At 63.2% G+C, this 24,093-nt stretch carries 21 protein-coding genes; 8 read left to right on the top strand and 13 right to left on the bottom strand.

Going from position 1 to position 24,093, the window contains the following annotated elements; translation table 11 throughout:
- Positions 1-118: 118 nt before the first annotated feature.
- Positions 119-1,780 carry an amidohydrolase gene (locus WYH_RS06790; RefSeq protein WP_046903242.1) on the bottom strand — a complete coding sequence of 554 codons (1,662 nt, stop codon included), beginning with the start codon at positions 1,778-1,780 and terminating at the stop codon, positions 119-121.
- Positions 1,777-2,715: an NAD(P)-dependent oxidoreductase gene (locus WYH_RS06785; protein ID WP_280513196.1), complete on the bottom strand. Its 939-nt coding sequence runs from the start codon at positions 2,713-2,715 to the stop codon at positions 1,777-1,779. Before WYH_RS06785 ends, WYH_RS06790 begins: the two co-directional genes overlap by 4 nt.
- A 58-nt stretch (positions 2,716-2,773) precedes the next feature.
- Between WYH_RS06785 and WYH_RS06780 the strand changes: the two genes are divergently transcribed.
- The 4 genes from WYH_RS06780 (at position 2,774) to WYH_RS06765 (ending at position 11,372) form a co-directional block, all read left to right on the top strand.
- Positions 2,774-4,012, top strand: coding sequence for a threonine ammonia-lyase (locus WYH_RS06780; protein ID WP_046903240.1), 1,239 nt, complete (start codon positions 2,774-2,776; stop codon positions 4,010-4,012).
- Between the two features lie 163 nt (positions 4,013-4,175).
- The gene (locus WYH_RS06775) at positions 4,176-5,027 is read left to right on the top strand and encodes an arginyltransferase (RefSeq protein WP_046903239.1); all 852 of its coding nucleotides are present in this window, start codon (positions 4,176-4,178) and stop codon (positions 5,025-5,027) included.
- The gene (locus WYH_RS06770; protein ID WP_244877975.1) at positions 4,972-7,161 is read left to right on the top strand and encodes an autotransporter assembly complex protein TamA; all 2,190 of its coding nucleotides are present in this window, start codon (positions 4,972-4,974) and stop codon (positions 7,159-7,161) included. Before WYH_RS06775 ends, WYH_RS06770 begins: the two co-directional genes overlap by 56 nt.
- Complete coding sequence (locus WYH_RS06765) at positions 7,161-11,372, top strand: translocation/assembly module TamB domain-containing protein (protein WP_235979021.1); 4,212 nt, start codon at positions 7,161-7,163, stop codon at positions 11,370-11,372. Before WYH_RS06770 ends, WYH_RS06765 begins: the two co-directional genes overlap by 1 nt.
- A gap of 37 nt (positions 11,373-11,409) precedes the next feature.
- On the opposite strand, the gene WYH_RS06760 is transcribed toward WYH_RS06765, so the two are convergent.
- From WYH_RS06760 to WYH_RS06735, 6 genes are all read right to left on the bottom strand, one after another.
- Positions 11,410-11,997 carry a lysozyme gene (locus WYH_RS06760; RefSeq protein ID WP_046903238.1) on the bottom strand — a complete coding sequence of 196 codons (588 nt, stop codon included), beginning with the start codon at positions 11,995-11,997 and terminating at the stop codon, positions 11,410-11,412.
- Positions 11,998-12,215: 218 nt separating this feature from the next.
- Positions 12,216-13,625: a type I glutamate--ammonia ligase gene (gene glnA / locus WYH_RS06755; protein WP_046903237.1), complete on the bottom strand. Its 1,410-nt coding sequence runs from the start codon at positions 13,623-13,625 to the stop codon at positions 12,216-12,218.
- Between the two features lie 74 nt (positions 13,626-13,699).
- Complete coding sequence (locus WYH_RS06750) at positions 13,700-14,038, bottom strand: P-II family nitrogen regulator (protein ID WP_046904891.1); 339 nt, start codon at positions 14,036-14,038, stop codon at positions 13,700-13,702.
- Between the two features lie 242 nt (positions 14,039-14,280).
- Positions 14,281-15,207: an N-acetyl-gamma-glutamyl-phosphate reductase gene (gene argC / locus WYH_RS06745; RefSeq protein WP_046903236.1), complete on the bottom strand. Its 927-nt coding sequence runs from the start codon at positions 15,205-15,207 to the stop codon at positions 14,281-14,283.
- Positions 15,207-15,536 (bottom strand): hypothetical protein, encoded by a 330-nt coding sequence (locus WYH_RS06740; RefSeq protein ID WP_046903235.1) that lies wholly within the window; start codon positions 15,534-15,536, stop codon positions 15,207-15,209. Before WYH_RS06740 ends, argC begins: the two co-directional genes overlap by 1 nt.
- 146 nt (positions 15,537-15,682) lie before the next feature.
- Positions 15,683-17,080: a leucyl aminopeptidase family protein gene (locus WYH_RS06735; RefSeq protein WP_046903234.1), complete on the bottom strand. Its 1,398-nt coding sequence runs from the start codon at positions 17,078-17,080 to the stop codon at positions 15,683-15,685.
- 44 nt (positions 17,081-17,124) lie between these two features.
- On the opposite strand from WYH_RS06735, the gene WYH_RS06730 reads away from it, so the two are divergent.
- Both WYH_RS06730 and map read left to right on the top strand, forming a co-directional pair.
- Positions 17,125-17,994, top strand: coding sequence for a DUF4163 domain-containing protein (locus WYH_RS06730; protein WP_046903233.1), 870 nt, complete (start codon positions 17,125-17,127; stop codon positions 17,992-17,994).
- Positions 17,995-18,019: 25 nt separating this feature from the next.
- The gene (gene map, locus WYH_RS06725; RefSeq protein WP_046903232.1) at positions 18,020-18,847 is read left to right on the top strand and encodes a type I methionyl aminopeptidase; all 828 of its coding nucleotides are present in this window, start codon (positions 18,020-18,022) and stop codon (positions 18,845-18,847) included.
- Positions 18,848-18,877: 30 nt separating this feature from the next.
- Here map and WYH_RS06720 read toward each other — a convergent pair whose 3' ends face one another.
- From WYH_RS06720 to WYH_RS06710, 3 genes are all read right to left on the bottom strand, one after another.
- Complete coding sequence (locus tag WYH_RS06720) at positions 18,878-19,642, bottom strand: DUF2189 domain-containing protein (RefSeq protein ID WP_046903231.1); 765 nt, start codon at positions 19,640-19,642, stop codon at positions 18,878-18,880.
- A 120-nt stretch (positions 19,643-19,762) separates the two neighbouring features.
- Positions 19,763-20,227: a GIY-YIG nuclease family protein gene (locus WYH_RS06715; RefSeq protein WP_046904890.1), complete on the bottom strand. Its 465-nt coding sequence runs from the start codon at positions 20,225-20,227 to the stop codon at positions 19,763-19,765.
- 37 nt (positions 20,228-20,264) lie between these two features.
- Positions 20,265-21,752, bottom strand: coding sequence for a tetratricopeptide repeat-containing sulfotransferase family protein (locus WYH_RS06710; RefSeq protein WP_046903230.1), 1,488 nt, complete (start codon positions 21,750-21,752; stop codon positions 20,265-20,267).
- A gap of 240 nt (positions 21,753-21,992) precedes the next feature.
- Here WYH_RS06710 and WYH_RS16990 point away from each other — a divergent pair, with 240 nt between their 5' ends.
- Positions 21,993-22,340, top strand: a complete 348-nt coding sequence (locus tag WYH_RS16990) for a hypothetical protein (protein WP_169780729.1) — start codon at positions 21,993-21,995, stop codon at positions 22,338-22,340.
- On the opposite strand, the gene WYH_RS06700 is transcribed toward WYH_RS16990, so the two are convergent.
- Complete coding sequence (locus WYH_RS06700; protein WP_046903228.1) at positions 22,318-22,977, bottom strand: heme exporter protein CcmB; 660 nt, start codon at positions 22,975-22,977, stop codon at positions 22,318-22,320. The genes WYH_RS16990 and WYH_RS06700 overlap by 23 nt on opposite strands.
- Positions 22,974-23,564 (bottom strand): heme ABC exporter ATP-binding protein CcmA, encoded by a 591-nt coding sequence (ccmA, locus tag WYH_RS06695; protein WP_046903227.1) that lies wholly within the window; start codon positions 23,562-23,564, stop codon positions 22,974-22,976. Before ccmA ends, WYH_RS06700 begins: the two co-directional genes overlap by 4 nt.
- A gap of 55 nt (positions 23,565-23,619) precedes the next feature.
- Between ccmA and WYH_RS06690 the strand changes: the two genes are divergently transcribed.
- Positions 23,620-23,913: a 4a-hydroxytetrahydrobiopterin dehydratase gene (locus WYH_RS06690; RefSeq protein ID WP_046903226.1), complete on the top strand. Its 294-nt coding sequence runs from the start codon at positions 23,620-23,622 to the stop codon at positions 23,911-23,913.
- Positions 23,914-24,093 lie beyond the last annotated feature (180 nt).

Raw genomic sequence — 24,093 nt, 5'->3', positions numbered from 1 at the left:
ATGCAGCGTAACAATTATCGGCGTTTACCATAGTGATGCGCCCGTTCCTTCGGATGGCAGGCATGTAAACCGCGCGTAAAAATAACAAGATATTGCCCGAATTGACGGGTTCTGAATATTATTTCCCGCGCTCGTAAACCTTCTGGCCCCCGATCCATGTCTGTAGAATTACGGTGTCCCGCAACTCGCCCGGGCCGGACAGCAGCGGATCCCGGTCGATCATCAGGAAGTCCGCCCGCTCTCCGGGTTTCAACTGGCCGAACCGCCCTTCGGCAAAGCCGGCAAAGGCACCGGCCGCGGTATAGGCGGCCAGCGCCTGTTCCCGTGTCACCCGTTCACCGGGCATCCAGCCGCCAAAGGGCTGGCCGCTGGCATCTTCGCGGCTGATCGCCGCTGCCATGCCGATAAAGGGCCGGGGCGCTTCCACCGGCGCATCCGATCCGAAGGCCAGCGGCGCGCCTGCTTCCAGCATGGAGTTCCACGCATAGGCGCCTTCCAGCCGGCCCTGACCCAGCCGCGCTTCGGCCATCAGCCGGTCGGATGTCTGGTGGACCGGCTGCATGGATGCGATGATGCCATGTTCGCCGAAGCGGGGCAGGTCGGCAGGATCCACGATCTGGGCATGTTCCACGCGCCAGCGCCGGTCCCCTCCGAAATCCTGTGACAATTCCTCTATCGCGCCAAGCACTTCGGCATTGGCCGCATCGCCAATGGCGTGGGTCGCGACCTGGAAATCGTCCATTGCCGCCCTGCTCATGAGATTGCGCAATTGCGTGCCGTTGAGCAGGGCAAGGCCGGTATTGCCCGCCTCGTCCGCATAGGGAGCCTTGAGCAGGGCCCCGCGCGAACCCAGCGCCCCGTCAAGATAAAGCTTCAACCCGTTCAGCCGCAGCCTGTCATCATACAGCCATGGCGTGGGCCCGGTGCCGCCGATCAGCAGCATGTCCGGCACGCTGCCGGCATAGGCCATGATGCGAATGCGCAGGCGGCCCAGATCGCCGGCGCGGCGGAATGTCATCCAGTCTTCCACGCTGGTGCCCATGTCGGCAACGGCCGTCACGCCGTTGCGGATCAGCAGTTCCTGCGCTTCATGCAGGGCCAGGTCCCGGTCTTCGGGGCGGGGGGAGGGCACCTTGTCATCGACCATGGCGCTGGCCGCGTCGATCAGCACGCCCGCCGGTGCTGCGCTGCCCGCGATCCGTTCAATCCGCCCGCCTTCCGGGTCAGGCGTGTCCGCATCGACATTGCCTGCCTTTAACGCGGCGCTGTTGGCCCAGCCGGCATGGCCATCCACACGGGTCAGCCATACGGGGCGATCGGGCACGACCGCGTCGATATCAGCCGCAGTGGGGAAACGGCCGAGGCCCCAGGCTTCCTGGTTCCAGCCCCAACCCACGATCCAGGGCCGGTCCGGATGTGCCTTGGCATAGGCTTCGATCCTGGACAGCGCCTCTTCAAGAGAGCTTGTGCCCGTCAGGTCGAGAGAGAGCTGCGCCAGCCCCAGGCCCATGACATGAAGATGAGAATCTATCATGCCGGGGATCACCACGCGGCCCTTGCCGTCTTCATGGAAATCCACCGGCTCGCTCGGCTTTTCGCGGCGCTTCAGGATCTCCACGATCCGCCCGTCATCGCCGATCACCATTCCGGCGAAACGGGTCACCTTGCCTTCCCGGCTGACCGATATTCCTTCGATATTGTCGATCAGCGTATCGGCCAGCGCCGGGCCGGAATGGAGCAGGGCCAGTGCCGCCGCTGCGGCTGCGAACCGGGCGATCATTTGCCCGATCCTTCCGGAAGATGGCGGATCAGCGCGCTGGTATCCTGCCGGTTGCCGCCCATTGCCTGCACCATGGCATAGAACTGGTCCACCAGTGCGGTTACCGGCAACGGGACGCCGTTTTCCTTCGCTTCGCCCAGCGCAATGCCCAGATCCTTGCGCATCCAGTCAATCGCGAAGCCGAAATCGAATTCGCCCGCGGCCATCGTGGCCCAGCGATTTTCCATCTGCCAGCTTTGCGCCGCGCCGCCTGAAATGGCCTGCAGAACCTTGTCCATGTCCAGCCCGGTGGCCTGTGCGAAGCGGACACCTTCGGACAATCCCGCCAATGTCCCGGCGATGCAGATCTGGTTTACCGCCTTGGCGGCCTGCCCACAGCCCGCTGCGCCGATATGGGTGATGCGGCTGCCATAGGCTTCGATCACGGGGCGGGCGGCGGCCATGGCTTCTTCACTGCCGCCGCACATGACGGACAATTTCCCGTTTTCCGCGCCTGCCTGCCCGCCGGAGATCGGCGCATCCAGCGCCAGTATCCCGTGCTTTGCGGCATCTTGCGCGATGCTCCGGGCAATGGCGGGGGAAACGGTGGTGTGATCGATGAAAAGCGATCCTGCCGTCATCACCGACAGCACGCCCGCATCGCCCAGAACCACTTCCGCCAGATCGTGGTCATTGCCGACGCAGGTGATCACCACCTCCTTGCCACTGGCCGCTTCGGCGGGAGTTTCGGCCATGGAAACGGCCAGGCCTTCTTCCCCATGCCGCGCCATCCAGTCATGCGCCCTGGACAGCGTGCGGTTGTAGATGGTGACCCTGTGCCCGGCGCAGGCGAGGTGGCCGGCCATGGGCGCGCCCATCACGCCCATGCCCAGAAAGGCGATGGATTTTGCGTCTGTCATGCAGCCCAACTGCCGCTTTGTGGCGCGAAGCGCAATCGCCAGGCGCTTTTACGCGTTTCCATTGCGCGATCTTTTCGGTTAGGCCCCGGCGCCTATGACAAGTTCCGAAGACACAGCTGCCGCAAAACTCGACATTGCAGATATCCGCGCCGCCGCAGAGCGGATTGCGGGCGCGGTCGTGCACACGCCCACCATGCACAGCAAGACGCTGTCGCGAATTACGGGCGCTGAAGTGTGGCTGAAGTTCGAGAACCAGCAATTCACCGCTGCCTATAAGGAGCGCGGGGCGCTCAATGCCCTGCTGCTGATGGACGAGGAACAGCGCAAGCGGGGCGTCATCGCCGCGTCAGCCGGCAATCATTCGCAGGGGCTTTCCTATCACGGTTCGCGGCTGGGCGTTCCGGTGACGATCGTCATGCCGCGAACGACGCCGACGGTGAAAGTGATGCAGACGCAGAGCGTGGGCGGCAAGGTGGTGCTGGAAGGCGAAACCTTCGATGAAGCCTATGCCCATGCGCGCAAGTTGGAGAAACAACTGGGGCTGACCTTCGTCCACCCGTTTGACGATCCACGGGTCGCGGCGGGGCAGGGCACGGTCGGCCTGGAAATGTTCGAGGACGCGCCGGAGATCCAGACCGTGATCGTGCCGATCGGTGGCGGCGGGCTGATTTCAGGCATCGGCACAGTGGCCAAGGCGCAGAATCCGCCGGTCGAGGTGATCGGGGTGCAGGCACGGCTGTTCCCGTCCATGTATGGCCATATCAAGGGCGAGGATCTGCCCTGCGGCGGCGATACGCTGGCGGAAGGCATCGCCGTGAAGGAGCCGGGCAGCTATACCCGGCAGATCATCCGCCGTGTGGTGGACGATATCCTGCTGGTGGACGAGGAATCGCTGGAAGAAGCGGTTGCGCTGCTGCTGCAGATCGAAAAGACGGTGGTTGAAGGGGCGGGCGCGGCCGGGTTGGCGGCGCTGCTATCCTATCGCGAAAGGTTTGTCGGCCGGAAGGTCGGCCTGGTGCTGTGCGGCGGCAATATCGATACCCGCCTGCTGGCGAATGTTCTGCTGCGCGATCTGGCCCGTTCCGGCCGGCTTGCCCGCTTGCGGCTCACCCTGCAGGATCGGCCGGGATCGCTGTACAAGGTGATGAAGGAATTCGACGAACACAACGTCAATATCCTCGAAATCTATCATCAGCGGATTTTCACCAATTTGCCTGCGAAGGGCCTGGTGACGGATATCGAATGCGAAGCGCGCGACCGCAAGCAGTTGGAAGAACTGATCCTTGCACTGCGCGGACGGGGCTATTCCGTTAGCTATGTGGAACTGAACTGACCCGATACGGGGCGATTGGGCCGATCACCACCGGTGATTGTGGAAAATCTTTCTGCAATCCATCTAAATTATGGTTAATAGTGTTTCGCGATTGCACGTGCCGGACGTATTTCCGGTGCGTCGCTTGATCGTTCAACACTGGCAAGAGAGGCTCGCCTAGCCCGTGACGGCCCCGGTTCGCTTTCCCCGCTTCTTCGTGACCAGCCCGGCGCCGTGCCCGTATCTGGCGGGCAAGACCGAGCGCAAGGTCTTCACCGAATTGAAGGGGCCGCATGCCGAACAGTTGAACGATGCGCTCGGCCGGATCGGTTTTCGCCGCAGCCAGACAGTCGCCTATCGCCCGAGTTGCATCGATTGCCGGGCCTGCGTTTCCGTGCGCGTGGTGGCCAGTGAATTCCGGCCTTCCAGCACGCAGCGGCGCGAATTGCGGCGCAATTCCGATCTCATCGTGACTGAATGCCGCCCCTGGGCGACGGCTGAACAATATGCTCTGCTGCAGCGTTACCTGGAAGCGCGGCACCCTGGCGGCGGCATGGCGGCCATGGACGAGATTGATTACGCCGACATGGTGGAACACACCGCCGTTTCGAGCTTTGTTATTGAATATCGGGAGCCTACGGAGAACGGGGAGCCGGGACGACTGGTTGGTGCTTGCCTCACCGATCGCCAGGGGGACGGGCTTTCAATGATCTACAGCTTCTATGACCCGGAACATAAGGCGCGCAGCGGGCTTGGGAATTACATCATACTGGACCATATCCGGCGTGCTGCAGAAGCCGGGCTTCCCTATGTCTATCTGGGCTATTGGGTCGAAGGCTCGCAGCGCATGCAGTACAAGGTGCGCTATCGCCCGCTTGAACGTCTCGGCCCTACCGGATGGCGCCGCTTCTCCGAAGAGGAGCAGGCGAGCCTCATTTCCGATGTCGCCCGCAAACGGCGCGCGGAAGCCGATTGTCCCGATGGCGGAAGCAAGGATGGAACGCCCGGAGGGCACAAGCAATACAAGCTGGCCTGACCGCCCGCTGCGGCGCCTTGCCACGGCGCTGGCGACCTCCGTATCCCTGATCGCCACACCGCTTGCGGCGCAGGACCAGTCCGTTTCCAGCCGGCTGGAGGATCTGATCCCCGATTCCGCGGTGTCCGACCCGGAAGAATGGGCATCGCAAGGCGTGCCGGAAGAGGCCGCCCGGTCCGAGGATGCGCCGCCGGAACTGGAGCCGGATTCCCCGCTGGACGAATTGCCCGAGATGGAAATCGCCTGGCCGGACGAGACCGGGCTTCCCGAGATCGAACCGCTGGAGCCTGAAGGCGATATCCGCTTTGCGGAATTCGAAAGCGTGCGCCGCAATGTCGAAACCGGCAGTGTGGAAAAATTGTCTGACGAACTGAGCATCGCTTTTCCCAGCGATGAAAGCCTGTTCCCCCAACGCGACGATTTCCTTGAACGTTTCCAGTCGCTGTCCACGGTCGAACAGCTTGACGCTGATGGCAATTCCGCGCGCCTTGCCGCGCAGGCGGAAGAGGATGAGGCGCTGCTGGACCGTCTGCTGCGCATCTATGGCTATTATAACGGTCAGGTCATCCGCTCTGTCGGCGCGATCGCTCCGGGTGAAGAGAATGCCGATACGGACCCTTCCGTGCGTTTCCGCATCCTGCCCGGCACGCAATATAGTATCGGAGCGATCAATCTGGGCAATCTGGCCGATGCACGGGCCGATTACGACATGCTGCGTTCCAGCTTCGAGATCGAGACGGGCGACCCGTTGCTGGCGGACAAGATCGTCGAGGAACGCTATGATCTCGATACGGCGCTGGGCGAAAACGGCTATCCATTTGCGGAAATCGCCGAACCGGAATTGCTGATCGACCATGATCGCGAAGAAGGCGATCTGACGATGGAAGTGACGCCGGGCGGAAAATACCGCTTCGGCACAATCACCACGGACATGCCGGATTTCATGTCCGCCAGGCATTTGCAGGACATTGCCCGGTTCGAACCTGGCGACACCTACAAGCGCAGCCTGGAATTCGATTTCCGCCGTGCAATCCTTGCCACCGGCCTTGTGGCCAGCGTGGCAATCGAACCGGTCGAGGAAGAGGCACCGGCCGAAGGCGAGCCGGGCACGGTCGATATGCGGGTCAGCATGACCAAGGCCAGGTTGCGCACCATCGCCGGCTCGCTGGGCTATGGTTCGGGCGAAGGGTTCAAGGCGGCTGCCAGCTGGGAGCATCGCAACATGTTCCCGCCCGAAGGATCGCTGCGGTTCCGCGGCATTGCCGGTACGCGCGAACAATTGCTGGGTGCGACCTTCCGCAAGAACAATTTTCACGGGCGTGACCGCATCCTGACCGTGGATGCCTTTGCCAGCACGATCGATTACGATGCCTATGACGCGCAGACTCTTTCGCTGGTGGGTTCGTATGAACGCGTCAGCACCCTGTTGTTCCAGAAGCCGCTGAGCTGGTCGATCGGTCTCGAACTTATCGCCACCGGAGAGCGGGAGCGTGATGCGAATGGCAATCTCGGCCCGCGGGAGACGTTCTATATCGCTGCTCTGCCCGGCTATGCGGAAATCGATACGAGCGATGATCTGCTGAACCCGACCAGGGGCTATCGCCTGGCGGGCCGCGTCTCGCCCGAAATCTCGTCCACCGGCGGTGTGCAGAGCTTTTATGTCCGCAATCAGGTGGATGCGAGTTACTACCGGCAGATGAGCGACAATGTCGTTCTGGCGGGGCGCGCGCGTTTTGGCAGTATTGTTGGCGCCCCCCGTTCCGAAATCGCGCCTTCGCGCAGGCTTTATGCCGGTGGCGGCGGATCAGTGCGCGGCTATGGCTATCAGGCCATCGGGCCGAGCAATAGCGAAGGCGATCCCACTGGCGGCCGCTCGGTCATGGAATTTTCGCTCGAAGCGCGGATTCGTACAGGGCTGATGGATGGCGCGGTGGGTATCGTGCCCTTTATCGATGCGGGCACGGTCGGCCGCGGGGCGACACCGAGTTTTGACGAGATCAAGTTCGGTGCCGGTATCGGCCTTCGTTACTATACCAGCTTCGGTCCGATGCGCATCGACGTGGCAACGCCGATCAACCCCGGACCGAATGATTCACCCGTCGCTGTCTATGTCGCCCTGGGGCAGGCATTCTGATGAGCGAGACGGATCTGCCCATGGATGAGACCGCGCCGGAGGAAGAGCGGGAAGAGGAGAAGCGGCGTTCCCTGCCGGTCCGCGTCCTGCGCTGGATAGGGACCGGATTATTCGGCATCGTCCTGCTGCTCGCCCTGGTGATAGGCTGGCTGCATACCGGCTGGGGCAGGCAGTTCATCGTCGACCAGATTTCCAGCTATTCGCCCGCTTCCGGCCTTTCGGTGGAGGTCGGCCATATCGAAGGATCGGTGCTGTGGAGCGCGTCCTTCTATGATGTCGAATTTCGCGATGCCGAGGGGAAGCTGTTCCTCGAAGTGCCGGAGATCGATCTCAATTGGCGTCCCTATAAATTTCTCTTTTCCGGGCTGGATGTCCGCCATGTGGTGATCCGGGATGGAACGCTGCATTCCTCCCCTGAGCTGATCCCGGGCGATCCGGATGCACCGACACTGCCGAATTTCGATATTCGGGTGGACCGCCTGCTGATCGATAACCTGCGGATAGATGAAGGGCTGGTCGGAGAGGCGCGGACGATCGATTTCCGCGCCAAGGCCGATATTCGCGATGGGCTGGTCTATCTGGATGCCGATGGCGATCTTGGCGGCGGGGACCGGCTGGAACTGCTGGCCCATGCAGAGCCGGACGGGGACAGGTTCGATCTCGATCTCGATTACCGGGCACCCGCAGGCGGCTTGCTCTCTTCCCTGACGGGAATAGCCGAAGATACGCGTTTGCGGCTGAAGGGTGATGGCAGCTGGCAACGCTGGGACGGGGCGTTTGTCGCCCGTCAGAACGGCGATAATCTCGCCGCTTTCAAGCTCTGGAATCGCGCCGGATATTACAAGCTGGCCGGCCAGGTCTGGCCCGGCAGCTATGTCGAAGGGATGACCCGGCGCGCCTTGGGCGAAGCTGTTTCCCTGGCGGCGGGCGGCACGCTGGAGAACAGTATCCTTGACGGTGCATTCGCGCTGCGCGGCGATGGCGTGCGGGCGGATGCGCGGGGATCGGTCGATCTGGGCAACAACGCGTTCGACGAATTCGGCATCAGGCTGGCCCTGCTGGACCCGGCGCTGTTCGGCGATGATCTGGTGCTGGAAGATGCGCGGATCGAAGCCACGCTTGACGGCCCGTTCCAGGAACTCACCGTTCCCCATAAATTGAGCGTGGGCATGCTGGATGCCGGGGGCACGATATTCCGCCAGCTGACCCAGCAGGGCACGCTGCGGCGCGATGGGGAAACATTTGTCCTGCCGCTGGATCTCGCCGTGGGGCGGATCGTCATGGGTAATGAGACGATTGATCCGCGCCTTGTCGATGGCCGCGCGCGCGGCACTTTGCGGCTGACGGGCGATCAGCTTTCTTCGCCCGACCTCTCGCTGGCATTTCGGGGATTGCAGGCCCGGCTTGGCCTGCAGGCAGACCTGGGACGCGGCGTCTATGCGGTGAATGGCCCGGTGCGCGCCCGCAATTTCGTGCTGGACGGTATCGGTTCGCTCGATGCCGATGCCGATATACGCTTCCGCCTGGGTAACGGCCCGTGGCGCCTGCAGGCGGATGTCGATGGCCGCATGCCGCGCGTGGATAACGGCACGCTGACGACGATTGCGGGTGAGGATATCCGCTTCTCCGGCAAGGTTTCGCTGGGTTCCCAGCTGCCGGTCGCGTTTGAAAACACCACTATCGACGGCAGCAAGCTGCATCTCGAACTGGATGGCGTGATGGCGGATGATCGCACCACGCTGACTGGCGAAGGGGAGCATACCGAATATGGTCCGTTCACGCTGGAAGCCTCGCTGGAAGAGGACGGGCCCCATGCGGAACTGGTGATGGCATCGCCCTTGCCGGCGGCAGGCTTGCGGGATGTGCGCATTGCAGTGGCACCGGCGGAGCAGGGTTACGCAATCGATACGGAAGGGCAATCCACGCTCGGCCCGTTTGCTGGCAAGCTGCAATTCCTGACGCCGGATGAGGGGCCGAGCCGGATCGCCGTGGAGGAATTCCGCGTGTCCCGGTCCAATCTCACCGGCGACATCATCCTTGCGGAAGGCGGCGCTGACGGGACGCTGCAACTTACCGGCGGCGGGCTCGATGGGACGATTGGCCTGGCCCCGCGCGATGGCGGGCAGGGCTTGGATCTCGATCTGCGTATGCGGGATGCGAATTTTACCGGCACCACGCCGCTCACCATCCGCCGCGGCCGGATAGAGGCGAGCGGTGCCTTCGGTGATGGCGCCATGGATCTGACCGCCGATATCAATGCGGCCGGGGTCGGCTATGGCCAGATATTCCTCGGGCGGCTGGCCGCGCGCGGGCAGATGAGCGATGGCGAAGGCAGCTTCGATGCGGCGATCAATGGCCGGCGCGGCAGCCAGTTCGCGATGAAGCTGACCGGCACGATCGCACCCGATCGTATCACCCTGGCCGCCGATGGCAATTATTCCGGCCGCGATATCACCATGCCGCTGCGCGCGGTTCTGACCCGGACCGCCGATGATGGCTGGCAATTGCAGCCGACGCAGCTTGGCTATGGCAATGGTTTCGCGCTGGCGCAGGGTCGCTTTGGCGGGACCGAACCGATGCAGGGCAAGCTCAGCCTGTCCGCCATGCCCCTCTCTCTGATCGACGCCGCAGGCGCGGAACTGGGGCTGGGCGGCACGGTGTCCGGTGTGATCGATATCGGCCAGTCCGGTGATCTGCCGGTCGGCGAAGCGCGTCTGATGATCGACGGGCTGACCCGGTCGGGTCTGGTCCTTTCTTCCCGACCGATCAATCTGGCCATGGTCGGCAAGCTGACGCCCACGGAATTGCAGGCGCGGTCCGTCCTGTCGGAAAATGGCGACACCAGGGGCCGGTTGCAGGCGCGAATATCCGGGATGCCGGCCAATGGCGCGCTGTTCGATCGCCTCTCCGCCGGCAATCTTCTTGGCCAGTTGCGGTTTGAAGGGCCTGCCGATGCACTCTGGCGCCTGTCACGGCTGGAATTGCTGGACATGACCGGAACATTGCAGCTTGCCGCCGATCTGCGCGGATCGATCGCCGATCCCCAGGTTCGCGGTTCGCTCGCGGGGGATGCCTTGCGTATACAAAGCGCGTTGACCGGGACGGATGTGCGCAATGTCCGTGCGCGCGGCCGTTTCTCCGGATCGCGGCTTCAACTGACGAGCTTCGCCGGTGAAGCCCCCAATGGCGGCCGTGTCAGCGGCAGCGGCTTTGTCGATCTGGCCAATATGGGGCCGGGGCAGGGGCCGCAGATCGACCTGCGGATTGCTGCGCGCGATGCGGAACTGGTGGATTTGCCCGGCATGGGCGCCACTGTCACCGGGCCGTTGCGGATCGTTTCCAACGGGATGGGCGGCACGATTGCCGGGCGCCTGCGCGTGAACGAGGCCCGGTGGAGGCTGGGGGGCGAGGAGGCTGCGGCCGACCTGCCCAATATCCAGACGCGGGAAATCAACCTGCCGACCGATATCGCCCCGCCGCGTGCCGTTGGCGCACCCTGGCGCTTCCTGATCGATGCGAATGCGCCGGGCGGCATCAAGGTGGACGGTATGGGCCTCGACAGTTTCTGGAGCGCCGATATCCGCCTGCGCGGCACGACGGACGATCCCCGGATCGGGGGTGAGGCGCGGATCGTGCCGCGGCAGGGCTTCTATTCCTTTGCCGGCGTCCGTTTCGACATCACCCGCGGCCGGATCGACTTTGATGAATCCGTGCCGATCGATCCGCGTATCGACCTTGTTGCAGAAACCGATGTGAACAACCTTAGCGTCAGCGTTTCGGTGCAGGGTTATGCGACGCGGCCGGAAATCTCCTTCAATTCAACCCCCTCCCTGCCGGAGGAGGAACTGCTCGCGCAATTGCTGTTCGGCGGTTCGATCACCGATCTTTCCGCAACCGAAGCCGTCCAGCTCGGCGCTGCCGTCGCCTCGTTGCGTGGCGGGGGTGGAATGGATCCGATCAACCAGTTGCGCAGCGCCATCGGGCTGGACCGGCTGCGCATCGTGCCGTCGGATCCCGCCCTGGATCGCGGAACGGCAGTGGCGCTGGGCAAGAATTTCGGCCGCCGCTTCTATGTCGAGATCATTACCGACGGGCGCAGCTATAACGCGACCGAGGTTGAATTCCGGCTGACCAGCTGGATCTCTCTGCTGGCATCGATCAACAGCCTGGGCCGGGGCAGCACCTCCATCGAATATAGCCGGGATTACTAGGGGGCAGAGCGCGGGCCGGGTCGGCTCTGCCTGCCCCTCAACCCGAGCGGTAGAGCGCCGCCTCGGCCTCGCGCCGCCGGACGAGGCCGCGCAAGACCCGCCCCCCGGCCAGCGTCCAGCGGGCAAATTCGCGTGCCGCCCCCTCATGATCGCCGGCAATATGGCGCCGGGTGAGCGTCGCCCGGCCAATTGCGCCCGTGTTGTAATGGAAGGAAAGCAGGGCATCGAATTGCGCCTGCGTGGTGGGTGCATCTCCCACCGCCCGGCGAATATCGGCTGCAAAGCGGCGTAGATCGTCCTCCAGTCGCTTGTCACATTGGGCGCGGGTCCAAATCGTGCCGGGGCCGATATCCGGGCCCGTCGCGCCCCAGCCGATGGTCCATGGCGCGCCGCCCGTGCCGGGATCGGGATAGGCTTCCACCGTGCCATCCGGCCGCAAGCGGGCACAGCTTTCAAACTGGTTGATCAGCGCAATGCCGGCTGGCCCCGCAGAGTGCGGCAGGGGATCGGGATCGTCGGGCGCCATGGCCGTGTCGATGGAAGCGTCGATCGCCGCCACCTCTGCGGGATGGAAACCGCGCCCCAGAAGCTGGCGGAAAGTGTCGAAAATGGGTTTGCGCTGCATGGCCTGCCTCTTTGCCTGGAATCGAGGCGGAGCGATTAGGCATGGCCGATGCGAGTAGGAAAATGTTTTGCGCGAAACCCCTGCCGGGCTGGAACGCTGTTCCGGGCGGGAAGAACCTGCCCGGCCCGAACATAATGGCAGAAACCGAGGAGCGCCAAAGGAGAAAGGGCGCCCGGTTTCCCGGACGCCCCTTTCCCTTGCGCAAATCGCGATAGCGATCAGGCGCTGTAATACATGTCGAATTCGACCGGGCTCGGCGCCATTTCCCAGCGATAGACCTCTTCCCACTTGAGTTCCATGTAGGCGTCGATCTGGTCCTTGGTGAACACGTCGCCCCTGAGCAGGAAGTCGTGGTCAGCGGCGAGCGATTCCAGCGCTTCACGCAGCGAGCCGCAGACGGTCGGCACTTCGGCCAGTTCTTCCGGCGGAAGATCGTACAGGTTCTTGTCCATCGCGTCGCCCGGATGGATCTTGTTCTGGATGCCGTCGATACCGGCCATCAGCAGTGCGGCGCTGGAAAGATACGGGTTGGCCAGCGGATCCGGGAAACGGAATTCCACGCGCTTCGCCTTTTCGCCCGCGCCATAAGGAATACGGCAGGAAGCCGAACGGTTGCGTGCCGAATAGGCAAGCAGAACCGGCGCTTCGAAGCCCGGCACCAGACGCTTGTAGCTGTTGGTGGTCGGGTTGGTGAAGGCGTTGCAGGCCTTAGCGTGCTTGATCACACCGCCGATGTAATAAAGGCAGGTTTCCGAAAGGCCGGCATATCCGTCACCAGCGAAGAGCGGCTTGCCATCCTTCCAGATCGACATGTGGGTGTGCATGCCCGAACCGTTATCGGCTGCGATCGGTTTCGGCATGAAGGTGGCCGTCTTGCCATAAGCGGCGGCAACCTGCTGCACGACATATTTGTAAACCTGCACGCGGTCAGCCGTTTCCACCAGCGTGCCGAAGGTGATGCCCAGTTCGTGCTGCGCGGCGGCCACTTCGTGGTGCTGCTTGTCCATGGGCAGGCCCATTTCGAGCATGGTCGAAACCATTTCGGCACGGATATCCATGCAGCTGTCAACCGGCGGCACCGGGAAATAGCCGCCCTTGGCGCGCGGACGGTGGCCGAGATTGCCGCCTTCGTAGTCCTTGCCGGTGTTGGTCGGCAGTTCGATATCGTCGATGATATAGCCCGAACGGTCATAGCCGGTTTCGAACTTCACATCGTCGAACATGAAGAATTCCGGTTCCGGGCCCACGAACACGGTATCGCCGATGCCGGTGGACTTCAGATAGTCTTCCGCACGCTTGGCGGTGGAGCGCGGATCGCGGCCATAGAGCGAGCCGTCGCTCGGTTCTACGATGTTGCAGACGATGATCATCATCGGCGTCGCGCTGAACGGATCGATATAGACTGCGTCCAGATCCGGCTTCAGGATCATGTCGGATTCGTTGATCGCCTTCCAGCCTTCGATCGACGAACCGTCGAACATCAGGCCTTCTTCCAGCACATCTTCATCGATCGCGCCTGCGCACATCGAAAGATGCTGCCACTTGCCGCGCGGATCGGTGAAACGAACGTCGACCCATTCGATCTCCTCGTCCTTGATGCGCTTCACGATTTCCTTAGCAGTGGGCATTTTATACCTTCCTTTGGAGAGAAAAATTGAATTGGCTTGCGCCCCCGCCGCAATGGCGGTGCGCCGGGAATGCGTCAGATTGCGGCTTCGTCCTTTTCGCCGGTACGAATGCGGAGAGCAGTCTCGATCGGAGAGACGAAGATCTTGCCGTCGCCGATCCGCCCGGTCTGCGCCGCGGCGGCGATCGCTTCCACGACCTGTTCCGCCTGCGCCGCGGGCACGACGACTTCCAGCTTAACCTTCGGCAGGAAATCCACGACATATTCGGCGCCGCGATAGAGTTCCGTATGGCCTTTCTGCCGCCCGAAACCCTTGGCTTCGATCACGGTGATGCCGGAAACGCCCACTTCGTGCAGCGCTTCTTTCACTTCGTCCAGCTTGAACGGCTTGATGATCGCTTCGATCTTTTTCACGTGACCCCTGCGGCGTTGCCGGCGCACCATGCGCCGGATGATCCAAACCCATCCCCGGCCCAATTCCTTTTCAAGATTCGTGCCAAGGTTCGAACCCAAGACCTAGACAATCGCAGCGCCGGGCGAAAGGGTGGATTCGCAACGGAACGAGCGGATTCCGTGCGCGGGAACAAGATTCCTGCGCAGCGTTACCGCCTGATAATGGATAAAAAACAGGCAGGCCCTGCCTGAAAAATGGGCAGCTAAAGTCGCAGCCCGGCCGTTTCGGGCAGGCCCGCCATCAGGTTCAGCGATTGAACCGCCGCGCCGCTGGCTCCCTTGCCCAGATTGTCCAGCATCGCCACCAGCCGCGCCTGTTCGCCCCTGGAATCAGAAAAGAGGAACAGTTCCATCCTGTCCGACGCCCCGCGGGAGCGGCGCAGGAGCAATTCACCCTCTTCGCAATTTTCCACCGAGACGACCGGGCTATCCTGATAGAAGCGGCCCAGCTCTTCCAGCATGGCCGCCGGTTCCGAGGCTGCCCGCATGGCTTCCAGCGGAAGCGGGATTTCCACTGCCATGCCGCGCATGGCCGGGATCACGGCCGGGCAGAAGACCGGCGGATGGGTAAGCCCGACCCGCTGCTGCATTTCCGGCACATGCTTGTGCCCCAGCGACAGTGCATAGCCGCGCCATGCGATGTCGGTATCGGTTTCAAACCGTTCGATCAGCGCCTTGCCGCCGCCGGAATAGCCGGACACGGCGTGAACCGTATAGGGCCAGTCCTCCGGCAGCAGGCCGGCGCGGATCAGCGGCGTCAGCAGCCCGATGAAGCCGGTGGAATAACAGCCCGGATTGCTGACGAAGCGCGCTTCGGCCACGACCTGGCGGCCCACGATTTCGGGAAAGCCATAGATCCAGCCGCTGGCCACGCGATGCGCGGTGGATGCGTCGATCACGCGGGTGGTGCTGTTTTCATCGAGCAGTTCCACCGCTTCGCGCGCTGCATCGTCGGGCAGGCACAGAATGGCAAAATCCGCGCTGTTCAGCGCATCGCGCCGCGCGCCCGCATCCTTGCGCAATTCGCCTTCCAGCACGACCAGCTCGAATTCCGGCCGGCCAGCCAGCCGATCCGCGATTTCGAGGCCGGTAGTGCCGGCTGCACCGTCGATGAAAACCGTCTGCGCCATCAGCCGTTCAATGCCTCCAGCCGGTCGACATGGACATAGCCCACCGGCCCTTCGAGCGAGAGGCAGCCCCAGGCCCAGTTGCCGGTTACGTCCAGCACTTCGAAACTGTCGCCTTCCATCAGCGTGCACAGTTCGGCGGCGTCTTCCTGCGGCGCATCCATCAGCGGCGCGCCGCCGGGCATCACGATGCGCGGCTGCGGCACGGCGTAATGCGGCACGAAATAACGCCCGGCGAGAGCGATATGCGCGAGATCGCCGCGCAGTGGCAGCTTGCCGTGCTCTATCTTGGGTTGGGGCCCGGAAAGGGCATAGGGACCGTGGGCACTCATGTTCTAGGACTTCTGTTCGGTATCTCGGGCGGCGTCACTAGCACTGGGAGAGTTGGCCGCGGGTAAACATCGGGCGCGATTAGACGGCAAGGAAGGAAGGGGCAAGCTTGACCGTCCCTTTCCTGACGGGGCCACCCATCATCCGATCAGCCGAAGCGGGCGCGCAGCATGTGCCAGGCGGCCCGCAGCCCCAATGCTTCACCGCCCTTGGGACGGCCGGGCTTGGCCACGGGGCGCCAGGCAAAAGTATCGAAATGCGCCCAGTCTATCGGTTCGCCAGCGGCATTCTCGCCCACGAACTTGTCGAGAAACAGTCCGGCCACGCTGGCCCCGGCAAAGGCATTGTTATGCGCATTGCCGGTATCCGCGATGTCGGATTTCAGCCATTCATCATAGGCGGAATGCAGCGGCAGCCGCCAGCAGGCATCGTCATGTTCCTTGCCTGCCTGCAGCAATTCTTCGGCAGTTTCATCGCGCCGGGTGAACAGGGCCGGCAGGTCGGGGCCAAGGGCGACGCGGGCCGCCCCTGTCAGCGTGGCGAAATCGATCATGATTTCGGGCTTCTCCTCGCTCGCGCGGGTCAGCGCATCGGCCAGGACCAGGCGCCCTTCGGCATCGGTATTGCCGATCTCCACGCTCAAACCCTTGCGCGATTTCAGCACGTCGCCCGGGCGGAAGGCGTTGCCGGAAATGGCGTTTTCCACCGCCGGAACCAGGCAGTGCAGGCGCACTTTCAGCCCTGCGCCCATGACCAGCGATGCCAGCGCCAGCGCATGGGCACCGCCGCCCATGTCCTTCTTCATCAGCAACATGCCGCTGGCCGGTTTCACGTCCAGCCCGCCGGAATCGAAACACACGCCCTTGCCGATAATGGCCAGGACCGGCGCATCTTCGGCGCCCCAGGTCAGGTGCAGCATACGCGGTGCATGGCTGCGCGCGGCGGCGCGGCCCACCGCATGGACCATCGGATATTCCTGTTCCAGCGCGTCACCCCGCGTCACGCTCAGCTTCGCGCCATGTTCCTTCGCCAGCTTCTCCGCCTGTTCTTCCAGCGCAGCGGGGCCCATGTCTTCCGCCGGCGTGTTCACCAGGTCGCGCACCAGCGCCACGGCCTGCGCTTCCGCCACGGCAGGGCCGATCTTGCCGGCATCCGTGGTCAGCAGGATGCGCGGCCCTTCGGCATCCTTGTCATCAACATAGCGGGTGAAGCGGTATTGCGCCGTCTGCCAGCCATGCAGGGCGGGCCCCGGTTCACCATCGGCACGGCGATAGGTGCCGGCCGGCAATTGTTCCGCCAGTTTGGCCATGCACCAGCTGGAAAGATATTCCGGATTGGCCACGCCGCCCACCGCGAACCAGCTGTCGCCATCGGGCACGATGCCCACCTGATATCCGGCGCCGGTGAATTTCTGCGCGGCCAGCGCGGCGCGCTGCGGCCCGCTTAGGCGCTTGGAAAACTCGGTGAAATTTTCCTTGTTAACAAGGTGGATCGCGATGGCATCCTGCCCACGATCCGGCTGGATCAAATCGTTTTTCATGCCCATAAGCACCGCTTGCCCGTTTACGGGCAATTTGGGAAGGCATTGGAATGCGTTATCTGGTTTCGGTTTTGGTGGCGGCAGGGATGGTGACGGCCTGCACGGATGGTGAGGATGCCACCACGCCCACGCCCGGAACATCGCAATCGCCCGTATCGGACAGCACGCCCGGCACCCCGTCGGATACCGTTTCCGAAGCTGATGACGATCCGACTGACGATACGGAAACCAGCGTCATCCGCAGCAATGGCGCCCTGACGATTTCCGAAGAGACGGATGATTATCTCTTCGAATATTCCTATCCTTCCGCAGCAGGCAATATTCCCGAACTGGCGAAGCTGCTGGACAAGCGGCTGGAACGCCACAAGGCCAGGCTGGCGCGGGATTCTGCCGAAGCCCGGCAGGAAGCGCGATCGGACGGTTTCCCCTATAACAAGCATAGTTACAGCGCGGAATGGAAGGTCGTGGCGGATCTTGCGCGCTGGTTGAGCCTGTCGTCACAGGTCAGCACCTATTCCGGCGGTGCGCATGGCAATTACGGCTTCGATTCGCTCGTCTGGGACAAGCAGGAAAAGCGGGCCTTCGATGCGGCGGAGATGTTCGAATCGGCGGCGGCGCTGGACGCGGCGCTGAAGGAAACCCTGTGCGACGCGCTGAACCGGGAACGGGAAAAGCGGCGTGGGGAGCCGGTGCCCGAAAATGGCGATGGCCTGTTCGATCAATGCATATCGCTGGAAGAAACCACCATTCTGGTCGGGTCGCGCGGGGGCCGGAAGTTCGACCGGGTCGGCGTCCTGATCGGCCCCTATGTCGCCGGGCCTTATGCGGAAGGCAGCTTTGAATTTACCTTCCCGGTCGATGCGGATTTGCTGAAGGCGGTGAAGCCGGAATATCGGGATGCCTTCGCATCTCGCAATTGAACGCTTTCATCGCTACATACATCGCATGACCGAATATCAGACTGTTAACGGGGACGAGACCGTCTATCGCGACGGCACGATCAAACTGCACGGGCCCGAAGGGTTCGAAGGTATGCGCAAGGCAGGCCGGCTGGCCGCCGAAATCCTCGATGCGCTGGTGCCGATGGTGCAGCCCGGTGTCTCGACAGAAGAACTCGATCGCGTCGTCCGCGAAATGACGCTGGATGGCGGCGCCGTGCCCGCAACGCTGGGCTATCGCGGCTATACGCATAGCTGCTGCATCTCGATCAATCACGTCGTGTGCCACGGGATCCCTTCGGCCAAGACGCTGAAGGATGGCGATATCGTCAATATCGACGTCACGCCCCTGCTGGATGGCTGGCATGGCGATACCAGCCGCATGTATATTGCCGGCGAAGCGTCGCTGAAGGCGAAGCGCCTGATCGATGTCACCTATGAATGCCTGATGATCGGGATAGACCAGGTGAAGCCCGGCGCACGGCTGGGCGATATCGGCGCGGCGATCCAGAAACATGCCGAAGGCCACCGTTACGGGGTGGTGCGCGATTTCTGCGGCCATGGCCTCGGCCGGTTGTTCCACGATGCGCCGGAAGTGATCCACGCCGCGCGCGCGGGCACCGGGCCTGAACTGAAGCCTGGCATGTTCATGACCATCGAACCGATGATCAATCTGGGCAAGCCCGGGGTCAAGCTGTTGAATGACGGCTGGACGGCAGTGACGCGCGACAAGAGCCTTTCGGCCCAGTTCGAACATTCGATCGGCATCACCGAAGATGGCTGCGAAATCTTCACCACCAGCCCCAAGGGCCTGCACAAGCCGCCTTACGAATAAGGCGGCTTTCCCCGGCATGGGGTCGGGCCGTTACAGAACGGTGCGGCGATAGAGGTGCCAGGTTGCATGGCCCAGAACGGGCAGCACGACCAGCAGGCCGAGGAACATCGGCACCATGGCGATGAACAGCGAAATCGCGATCCAGACCGCCCAGATCAGGATCACGAAGCTGTTGGACCGCACCGTGCCCAGGCTGACGATGATGGCGGTCAGGAAATCCACTTCCCGGTCGACCAGCATGGGCAGGCTGACCACCGTGATCGCATAGAAGCCCAGCGCCATCAGCGCACCCACCGCGCCGCCGACCAGTAGCATCAGGATTCCGGCACGCGTCTGGAACAGTTCCAGCGATTCCGACCCCAGGCCCGATTCCGCCAGGAAAACGGCGAAGATCCCGTGCGCCACCATCAGCCAGAAACCGAAGGCGACGAACAGGATCACCCCCATATTTATGATCTGATCGTCCCCATGGCCGCGCAATGCACCCAGCACGGCCCGCCAGCTCATCGGCAGGCCCGCTTCGCGCCGGCGGCTCACTTCATACAGGCCCACCGCCGTGAACGGCGCCAGCAGCGGGAAGCCCGCCGCGGCGGGTATCAGCCATGCCGCCGCGCCCCAGTTGAACAATGCGACATAAAGGAAAATCCCCGCCGATACGTAGATCGCGGCGAAGAACAGCCCGAATATCGGATATGTCCTGAAATCGCGCCAACCGGCGGCCAGCGCCGCGCGCAAATCACTTATCTGCAGATCGTCCACGACCGTTACCGGCGCGATTTGTTCCTGTCCGACCATGACCAAGCCTCTCCCTCCTGATCAAATCGCAGTCAGGATACTGCAAGAAGACATATATTCCAGCAGCTTTGCAACCAACCGGGTGACGGTGCACGGCGGTTCCCCAGGGGAAGGCAGTTGTTACCCGCGCGGCGGATGCGCATCGAAGCGGAGCAGGTGCGCCGGACATTGGCGGCAATCGCTGCTGCCGAAGCCCGGTGCGATGACGGCGAAATGCGTGTCGCCCAGAAGCGCGACAATGATCGCGCATTCCTTGCCGCCGGGAAAGGCCAGCGCGAACATCCGCTCGGCAGCGAGCGTCAGCCTGTCCACGTGCCAATGCGGTTTCTTTTCTGCCCGGAAATGCCGCGCCAATCGTGCCTTGATGCCACCGGGGCCATTTGCACTCCCGGCATAGGCATACCAGCCGGGCGCAAGCATGCAGTCCGCCCCGCCCGGAAATGCGATGACCGGACGCGCCAGCCGGATTGCCAGCAAATAGGCGCCTTTCGCTGATTGTAGTGCGTCCAGCCCGTCCGGCCCGGTGGTGATTGCAGCCGGGAATTGCCGTTGCAGCAAATGCGCGAACCGGGCTGGGGAGATCATGACGCCCGGCATCGGGTATCGCACGGCCGGGGACAAGCTACTTCCCGTAAGCGTCGATGAAAGGCTGCATGAATTCGCGATAGGGTTCCGCTGCGCCGATTGCCTTGCGGTTGATCGGCCGGCGAACCTGCATCACGCTGGATGTCGTTACCGCCCTTTTGCTTTCATGCGGGGCGAAGACCTGCGGTTCTTCCGCCAGCCCGCAATGGGTCAGGATGGTGCGGGTCCACTGTTCAGGCTCCGTCACCAGTTCCTCATAGGGAACGACCAGCAGCCTGTCGCCCAGAACGCCCCGCCAATGGGCCAGCAATTGTTCCTCCAGCCTGAAATGGAAGGCGATATCCTCCAGATCATAGCTCCACGACTGGGTCTGCATGAAACAGGTGCGGAAACAGGACCAGGCGCAGTCCAGCGGATCGCGCGTCATCCAGATCAGCGGAGCTTCCGGCAGAAGCGCGGCGGCGATCCCGGCCAGCCTGCTGTTATGCGGCGTCTTGTCCACGATCCTTCCTGCTTGGGGGAACCGTTCGTCGATCCAGTGCCGCCAGAGGCGGGCCGGTTCATCGATGCCCTTCCTTGTCACATAGCTATCGAGTGCGGAGGCACGCAGGCCGTGCGCTTCATTCACCAGAAGGCTCAGCCGGTTGATCTCTCCCCCGTCGCAAACCGCGCTGTGGCTGGTCAGGATCTGTTCGACCAGCGTGGTGCCCGAACGCGGCAGGCCGATCACGAATATGGATCGGTCCGTGGCTTCGCTTTGCCGGCGGGCCATGTCGGCGATCCAGTCCGCATCATATCCGTCCACCGCATCTTCGGCCATCTGGCGGTCCCGGTCACGATCATATCGCAGCCCCGATCGCAGATCCCGCGCGCCGCGCATGAATGCGTGCCCGGCAGGCGCATATTCACCGCGGTCCGCGTGAACCTTCCCCAGCGCGTAATAATATGCGCCGCGTTCCGCAGGCGGTGCGGCCGCCATCGCCTTTTCCCGTGCGATGATCCTTTCGGCCAGATCCGCATCCCCCGCAAAATCGGTGAGCGTGGCCAGAGACAGCCAGATCTGGCCCGTTTCCGGGCTTTGCGATGCGGCCCGTTCCAGCTGTTCGCGGGCTTCTTCCGCCTTGCCGAGATACAGCGCTGAGGTGCCCCGGCTATAGGCGTGGGCAAGGGGGCTTGGTTCGTCCGGTGGCAGGCTGGCCAGCAGCGAATGGGCGCCGGCCCAATCGCCCATCTGGGACAGGAAACCGGCCTGTGCATATCGGGCCGCAGGCTGGTTTCCGGCGCTTTCGACCAACAGGGCCATGGCATTTTTCGCCAGGCGGACTTCGCCATTTTCCGCCATGATCTGCGCCAATTGCTGCCATTGCTGGCCCATGGGTGCGCGCAGTTCGATCAATTGCCGGACCAGACCCACTATGCGGGCCCGATCCTGCTGCTGGATCGCAGGGCCCAATTGCTGGACCAGTGCGATCGCCGCGCGAGGGCTGGCGGCGGCCGTGCCGGGTTTTCTCGGATTGTCAGGCAAATCGGGACCCGGTGCTTACTGCTAATTCTTCTCAAGATCCCGAGAGGCGATCCGGCCACGAACTTCAATGGCAAAAATGTAGTAATTTGTGTCACTGCGAGGTGATGGGCGAGGTGAGCGACTGGCTGCTGTCCGCCATGATTTATCCAGCTTGCGCCTTGCCGCGCCTTGGGCTTATTCTCCGCGCAGGAGAGGCAGCCAGTCCACGCCGGGTCAATCGGCGGGTCATGGCAAACAGGGGTGGAACAGCTTATTGCTATCCGGGCCAGGAATCCTGGAGGGTGGGGGAACCCTATTCAGGTTCGGTCGCAGATTCTGCGCGATATGCAGGTTTGCGCGACAACAGGCAGCGTGCCGGGCTTTGTCATGATGCCGGAACCACAATCGAAAATCGGTGATCCCGGGCGACGCAGGACATGCTGGCGCCAGATGGATGTGCTGCGCGCGATAAATGCCGCAAAACAGGCAGGCCTGCAGGATTACCGCGTGGAAGTGGCGCCGGATGGCACCGTGTCCATAGTGGTCGGCGCACCGGCGGGATCGGAAAAGAGGAAGCGGCGGAAGCTCAACCCTCCCGCGATGCTCTGATCGCGGCGCCCCCCGCAAAAGGCGCGATGGCGACCAGCAGCAGGCTGATCGCGCCGGTCAGGGCAAGGCCGCCTTCGCCGCCGGTTGAAAGGCTGCCCGCGCCGAAAACCAGCAGGGGCACGGCCAGCGGTATGACCATCAGGCCGGAAAGCGCCGCGCCCCCGCGCAGGCCCACTGTCAGCGCGGATATGATGATGCCGATTGCGGCCAGGCCGGGTGTGCCGGCCAGCAGGCCCAGCTCGACAATCCGCAATGTTTCGCCCGAAATGCCCAGCAGGGCGGCTGCGGGCACGGCCGCCAGCATCAGCGGCGGGCCGAAACTCAGCCAATGGGCGAGAAGGCGCATGGCAATCACCGCCTCTTCCGAAATGCCGCGCAGGCTCCACTGGTCGAAAAATCCCCGTTCGATATCGGCGGCCAGCAGCTTGTCGAGCGGGAGGATGGAAGCGAGCAGGGCGGCCACCCAGATCACGCCGCCACCCGTGCGGGCCAGCATGACGGGATCGGGGCCGACCGCGAATGGATAGAGCATCCCCACGGCAAGGAAGAACAGCAGGGGCAGCAAGGATCCGCCGCGCCGCCCGCCCGGCAGCAGCAGCGACAGGTCGCGCCGCAGGATGGCCCACAGCGCCTTCATGCCGCATAATCCTCCAGCACGAATTCAGTCAGGCCGGGCAGATCGAAATGCTGGTGCGATGCGATCAGGGCGATTCCCCCCGCAGCACAATGATCCGCCACCAGTTCCACGCAGGCGCCCGTCGCTTCACGGTCCAGCCCGTTCAGCGGTTCGTCCAGCAGCCAGATCGGCGCGCGCTGGCCGATCAGCCGGGCGAGGGCAGCCCTTTTGCGCTGGCCGGTGGAGAGATAGCGGACGGGGACATCCAGCAGGCTGTCCAGCCCCAGCTTGCGGGGCGCCGCGGAGGCGCCGCCGTCGCCGTCGCCGTCGATCGCGTTCCAGAATGCCAGCGCGCGTTCCAGCGGCTGGTCTTCGTCAAGCGCGGGTTTTTCGTCCAGCAATCCGATTGCGCCCTGCCGTTCGACCGTGCCGGCAAAGGGACGCAGCAATCCTGCCAGGATGCGGATCAGGCTGGACTTGCCGGTCCCGTTCGGCCCGGCCACCTGCAGGGCGGCGCCTGGCGCCAGATCCAGCGACAGCCCGCGAAACAGCAACCGCTCGCCGCGGCGGCATGCCAGTTCCGACGCAGTGAGACGGCACGTTTCCATAGGCCCGTGCGTTAGTGCAAGCTATGCAAACCGACAAGCGAAGGAGCGATCCGATATGGCCGTGCCGCAATTGACCGAAACCGAACGCGATGAAGCCCTGGCCGATCTTTCCGGATGGAGCCTGCGCGAAGACGGGTTGGCGATAGAACGCCGGTTCAAGTTTCGCGATTTTTCGGAAGCCTTTGGATTCATGACCCGCGTGGCGCTGATCGCCGAAAGCCAGAACCACCATCCCGAATGGTCGAATGTCTATAATCGGGTGGAGATAACGCTCACCACGCATGATGCGGGCGGATTGTCACAGCGCGACGTGAAGGCCGCGCAGGCGATTGACGCGCTGCTGGGATAGTCCGTCGTCCTTCGTCATCCCCGCGCGCTTTTACACCCCTCTCGTTCTGGGGGGTATATCCCCAACCTAGTCATCCCCGCGCAGGCGGGGATCCAGGGCGGATCTGCGCAACGATTGCCAAACCCGCTGGATTCCCGCCTGCGCGGGAATGACGAAAGAGTTCAGGCCACCGCGGGGGCC

The organism is Croceibacterium atlanticum (genome assembly GCF_001008165.2).
GTDB lineage: Bacteria > Pseudomonadota > Alphaproteobacteria > Sphingomonadales > Sphingomonadaceae > Croceibacterium_C > Croceibacterium_C atlanticum.
Note: the sequence above shows the minus strand (reverse complement) of the source record. Positions and strands in the feature narration are given on the sequence as shown.

Bases quoted from the DNA above. Each gene is read 5' to 3' on its own strand.
- WYH_RS06790 (WP_046903242.1), bottom strand. From the start codon at position 1,780: ATGATCGCCCGGTTCGCAGCCGCAGCGGCGGCACTGGCCCTGCTCCAT.
- WYH_RS06780 (WP_046903240.1), top strand. From the start codon at position 2,774: ATGACAAGTTCCGAAGACACAGCTGCCGCAAAACTCGACATTGCAGAT.
- WYH_RS06770 (WP_244877975.1), top strand. From the start codon at position 4,972: ATGGCGGAAGCAAGGATGGAACGCCCGGAGGGCACAAGCAATACAAGC.
- WYH_RS06765 (WP_235979021.1), top strand. From the start codon at position 7,161: ATGAGCGAGACGGATCTGCCCATGGATGAGACCGCGCCGGAGGAAGAG.
- WYH_RS06760 (WP_046903238.1), bottom strand. From the start codon at position 11,997: ATGCAGCGCAAACCCATTTTCGACACTTTCCGCCAGCTTCTGGGGCGC.
- glnA (WP_046903237.1), bottom strand. From the start codon at position 13,625: ATGCCCACTGCTAAGGAAATCGTGAAGCGCATCAAGGACGAGGAGATC.
- argC (WP_046903236.1), bottom strand. From the start codon at position 15,207: ATGGCGCAGACGGTTTTCATCGACGGTGCAGCCGGCACTACCGGCCTC.
- WYH_RS06740 (WP_046903235.1), bottom strand. From the start codon at position 15,536: ATGAGTGCCCACGGTCCCTATGCCCTTTCCGGGCCCCAACCCAAGATA.
- WYH_RS06735 (WP_046903234.1), bottom strand. From the start codon at position 17,080: ATGGGCATGAAAAACGATTTGATCCAGCCGGATCGTGGGCAGGATGCC.
- WYH_RS06730 (WP_046903233.1), top strand. From the start codon at position 17,125: ATGCGTTATCTGGTTTCGGTTTTGGTGGCGGCAGGGATGGTGACGGCC.
- map (WP_046903232.1), top strand. From the start codon at position 18,020: ATGACCGAATATCAGACTGTTAACGGGGACGAGACCGTCTATCGCGAC.
- WYH_RS06720 (WP_046903231.1), bottom strand. From the start codon at position 19,642: ATGGTCGGACAGGAACAAATCGCGCCGGTAACGGTCGTGGACGATCTG.
- WYH_RS06715 (WP_046904890.1), bottom strand. From the start codon at position 20,227: ATGATCTCCCCAGCCCGGTTCGCGCATTTGCTGCAACGGCAATTCCCG.
- WYH_RS06700 (WP_046903228.1), bottom strand. From the start codon at position 22,977: ATGAAGGCGCTGTGGGCCATCCTGCGGCGCGACCTGTCGCTGCTGCTG.
- ccmA (WP_046903227.1), bottom strand. From the start codon at position 23,564: ATGGAAACGTGCCGTCTCACTGCGTCGGAACTGGCATGCCGCCGCGGC.
- WYH_RS06690 (WP_046903226.1), top strand. From the start codon at position 23,620: ATGGCCGTGCCGCAATTGACCGAAACCGAACGCGATGAAGCCCTGGCC.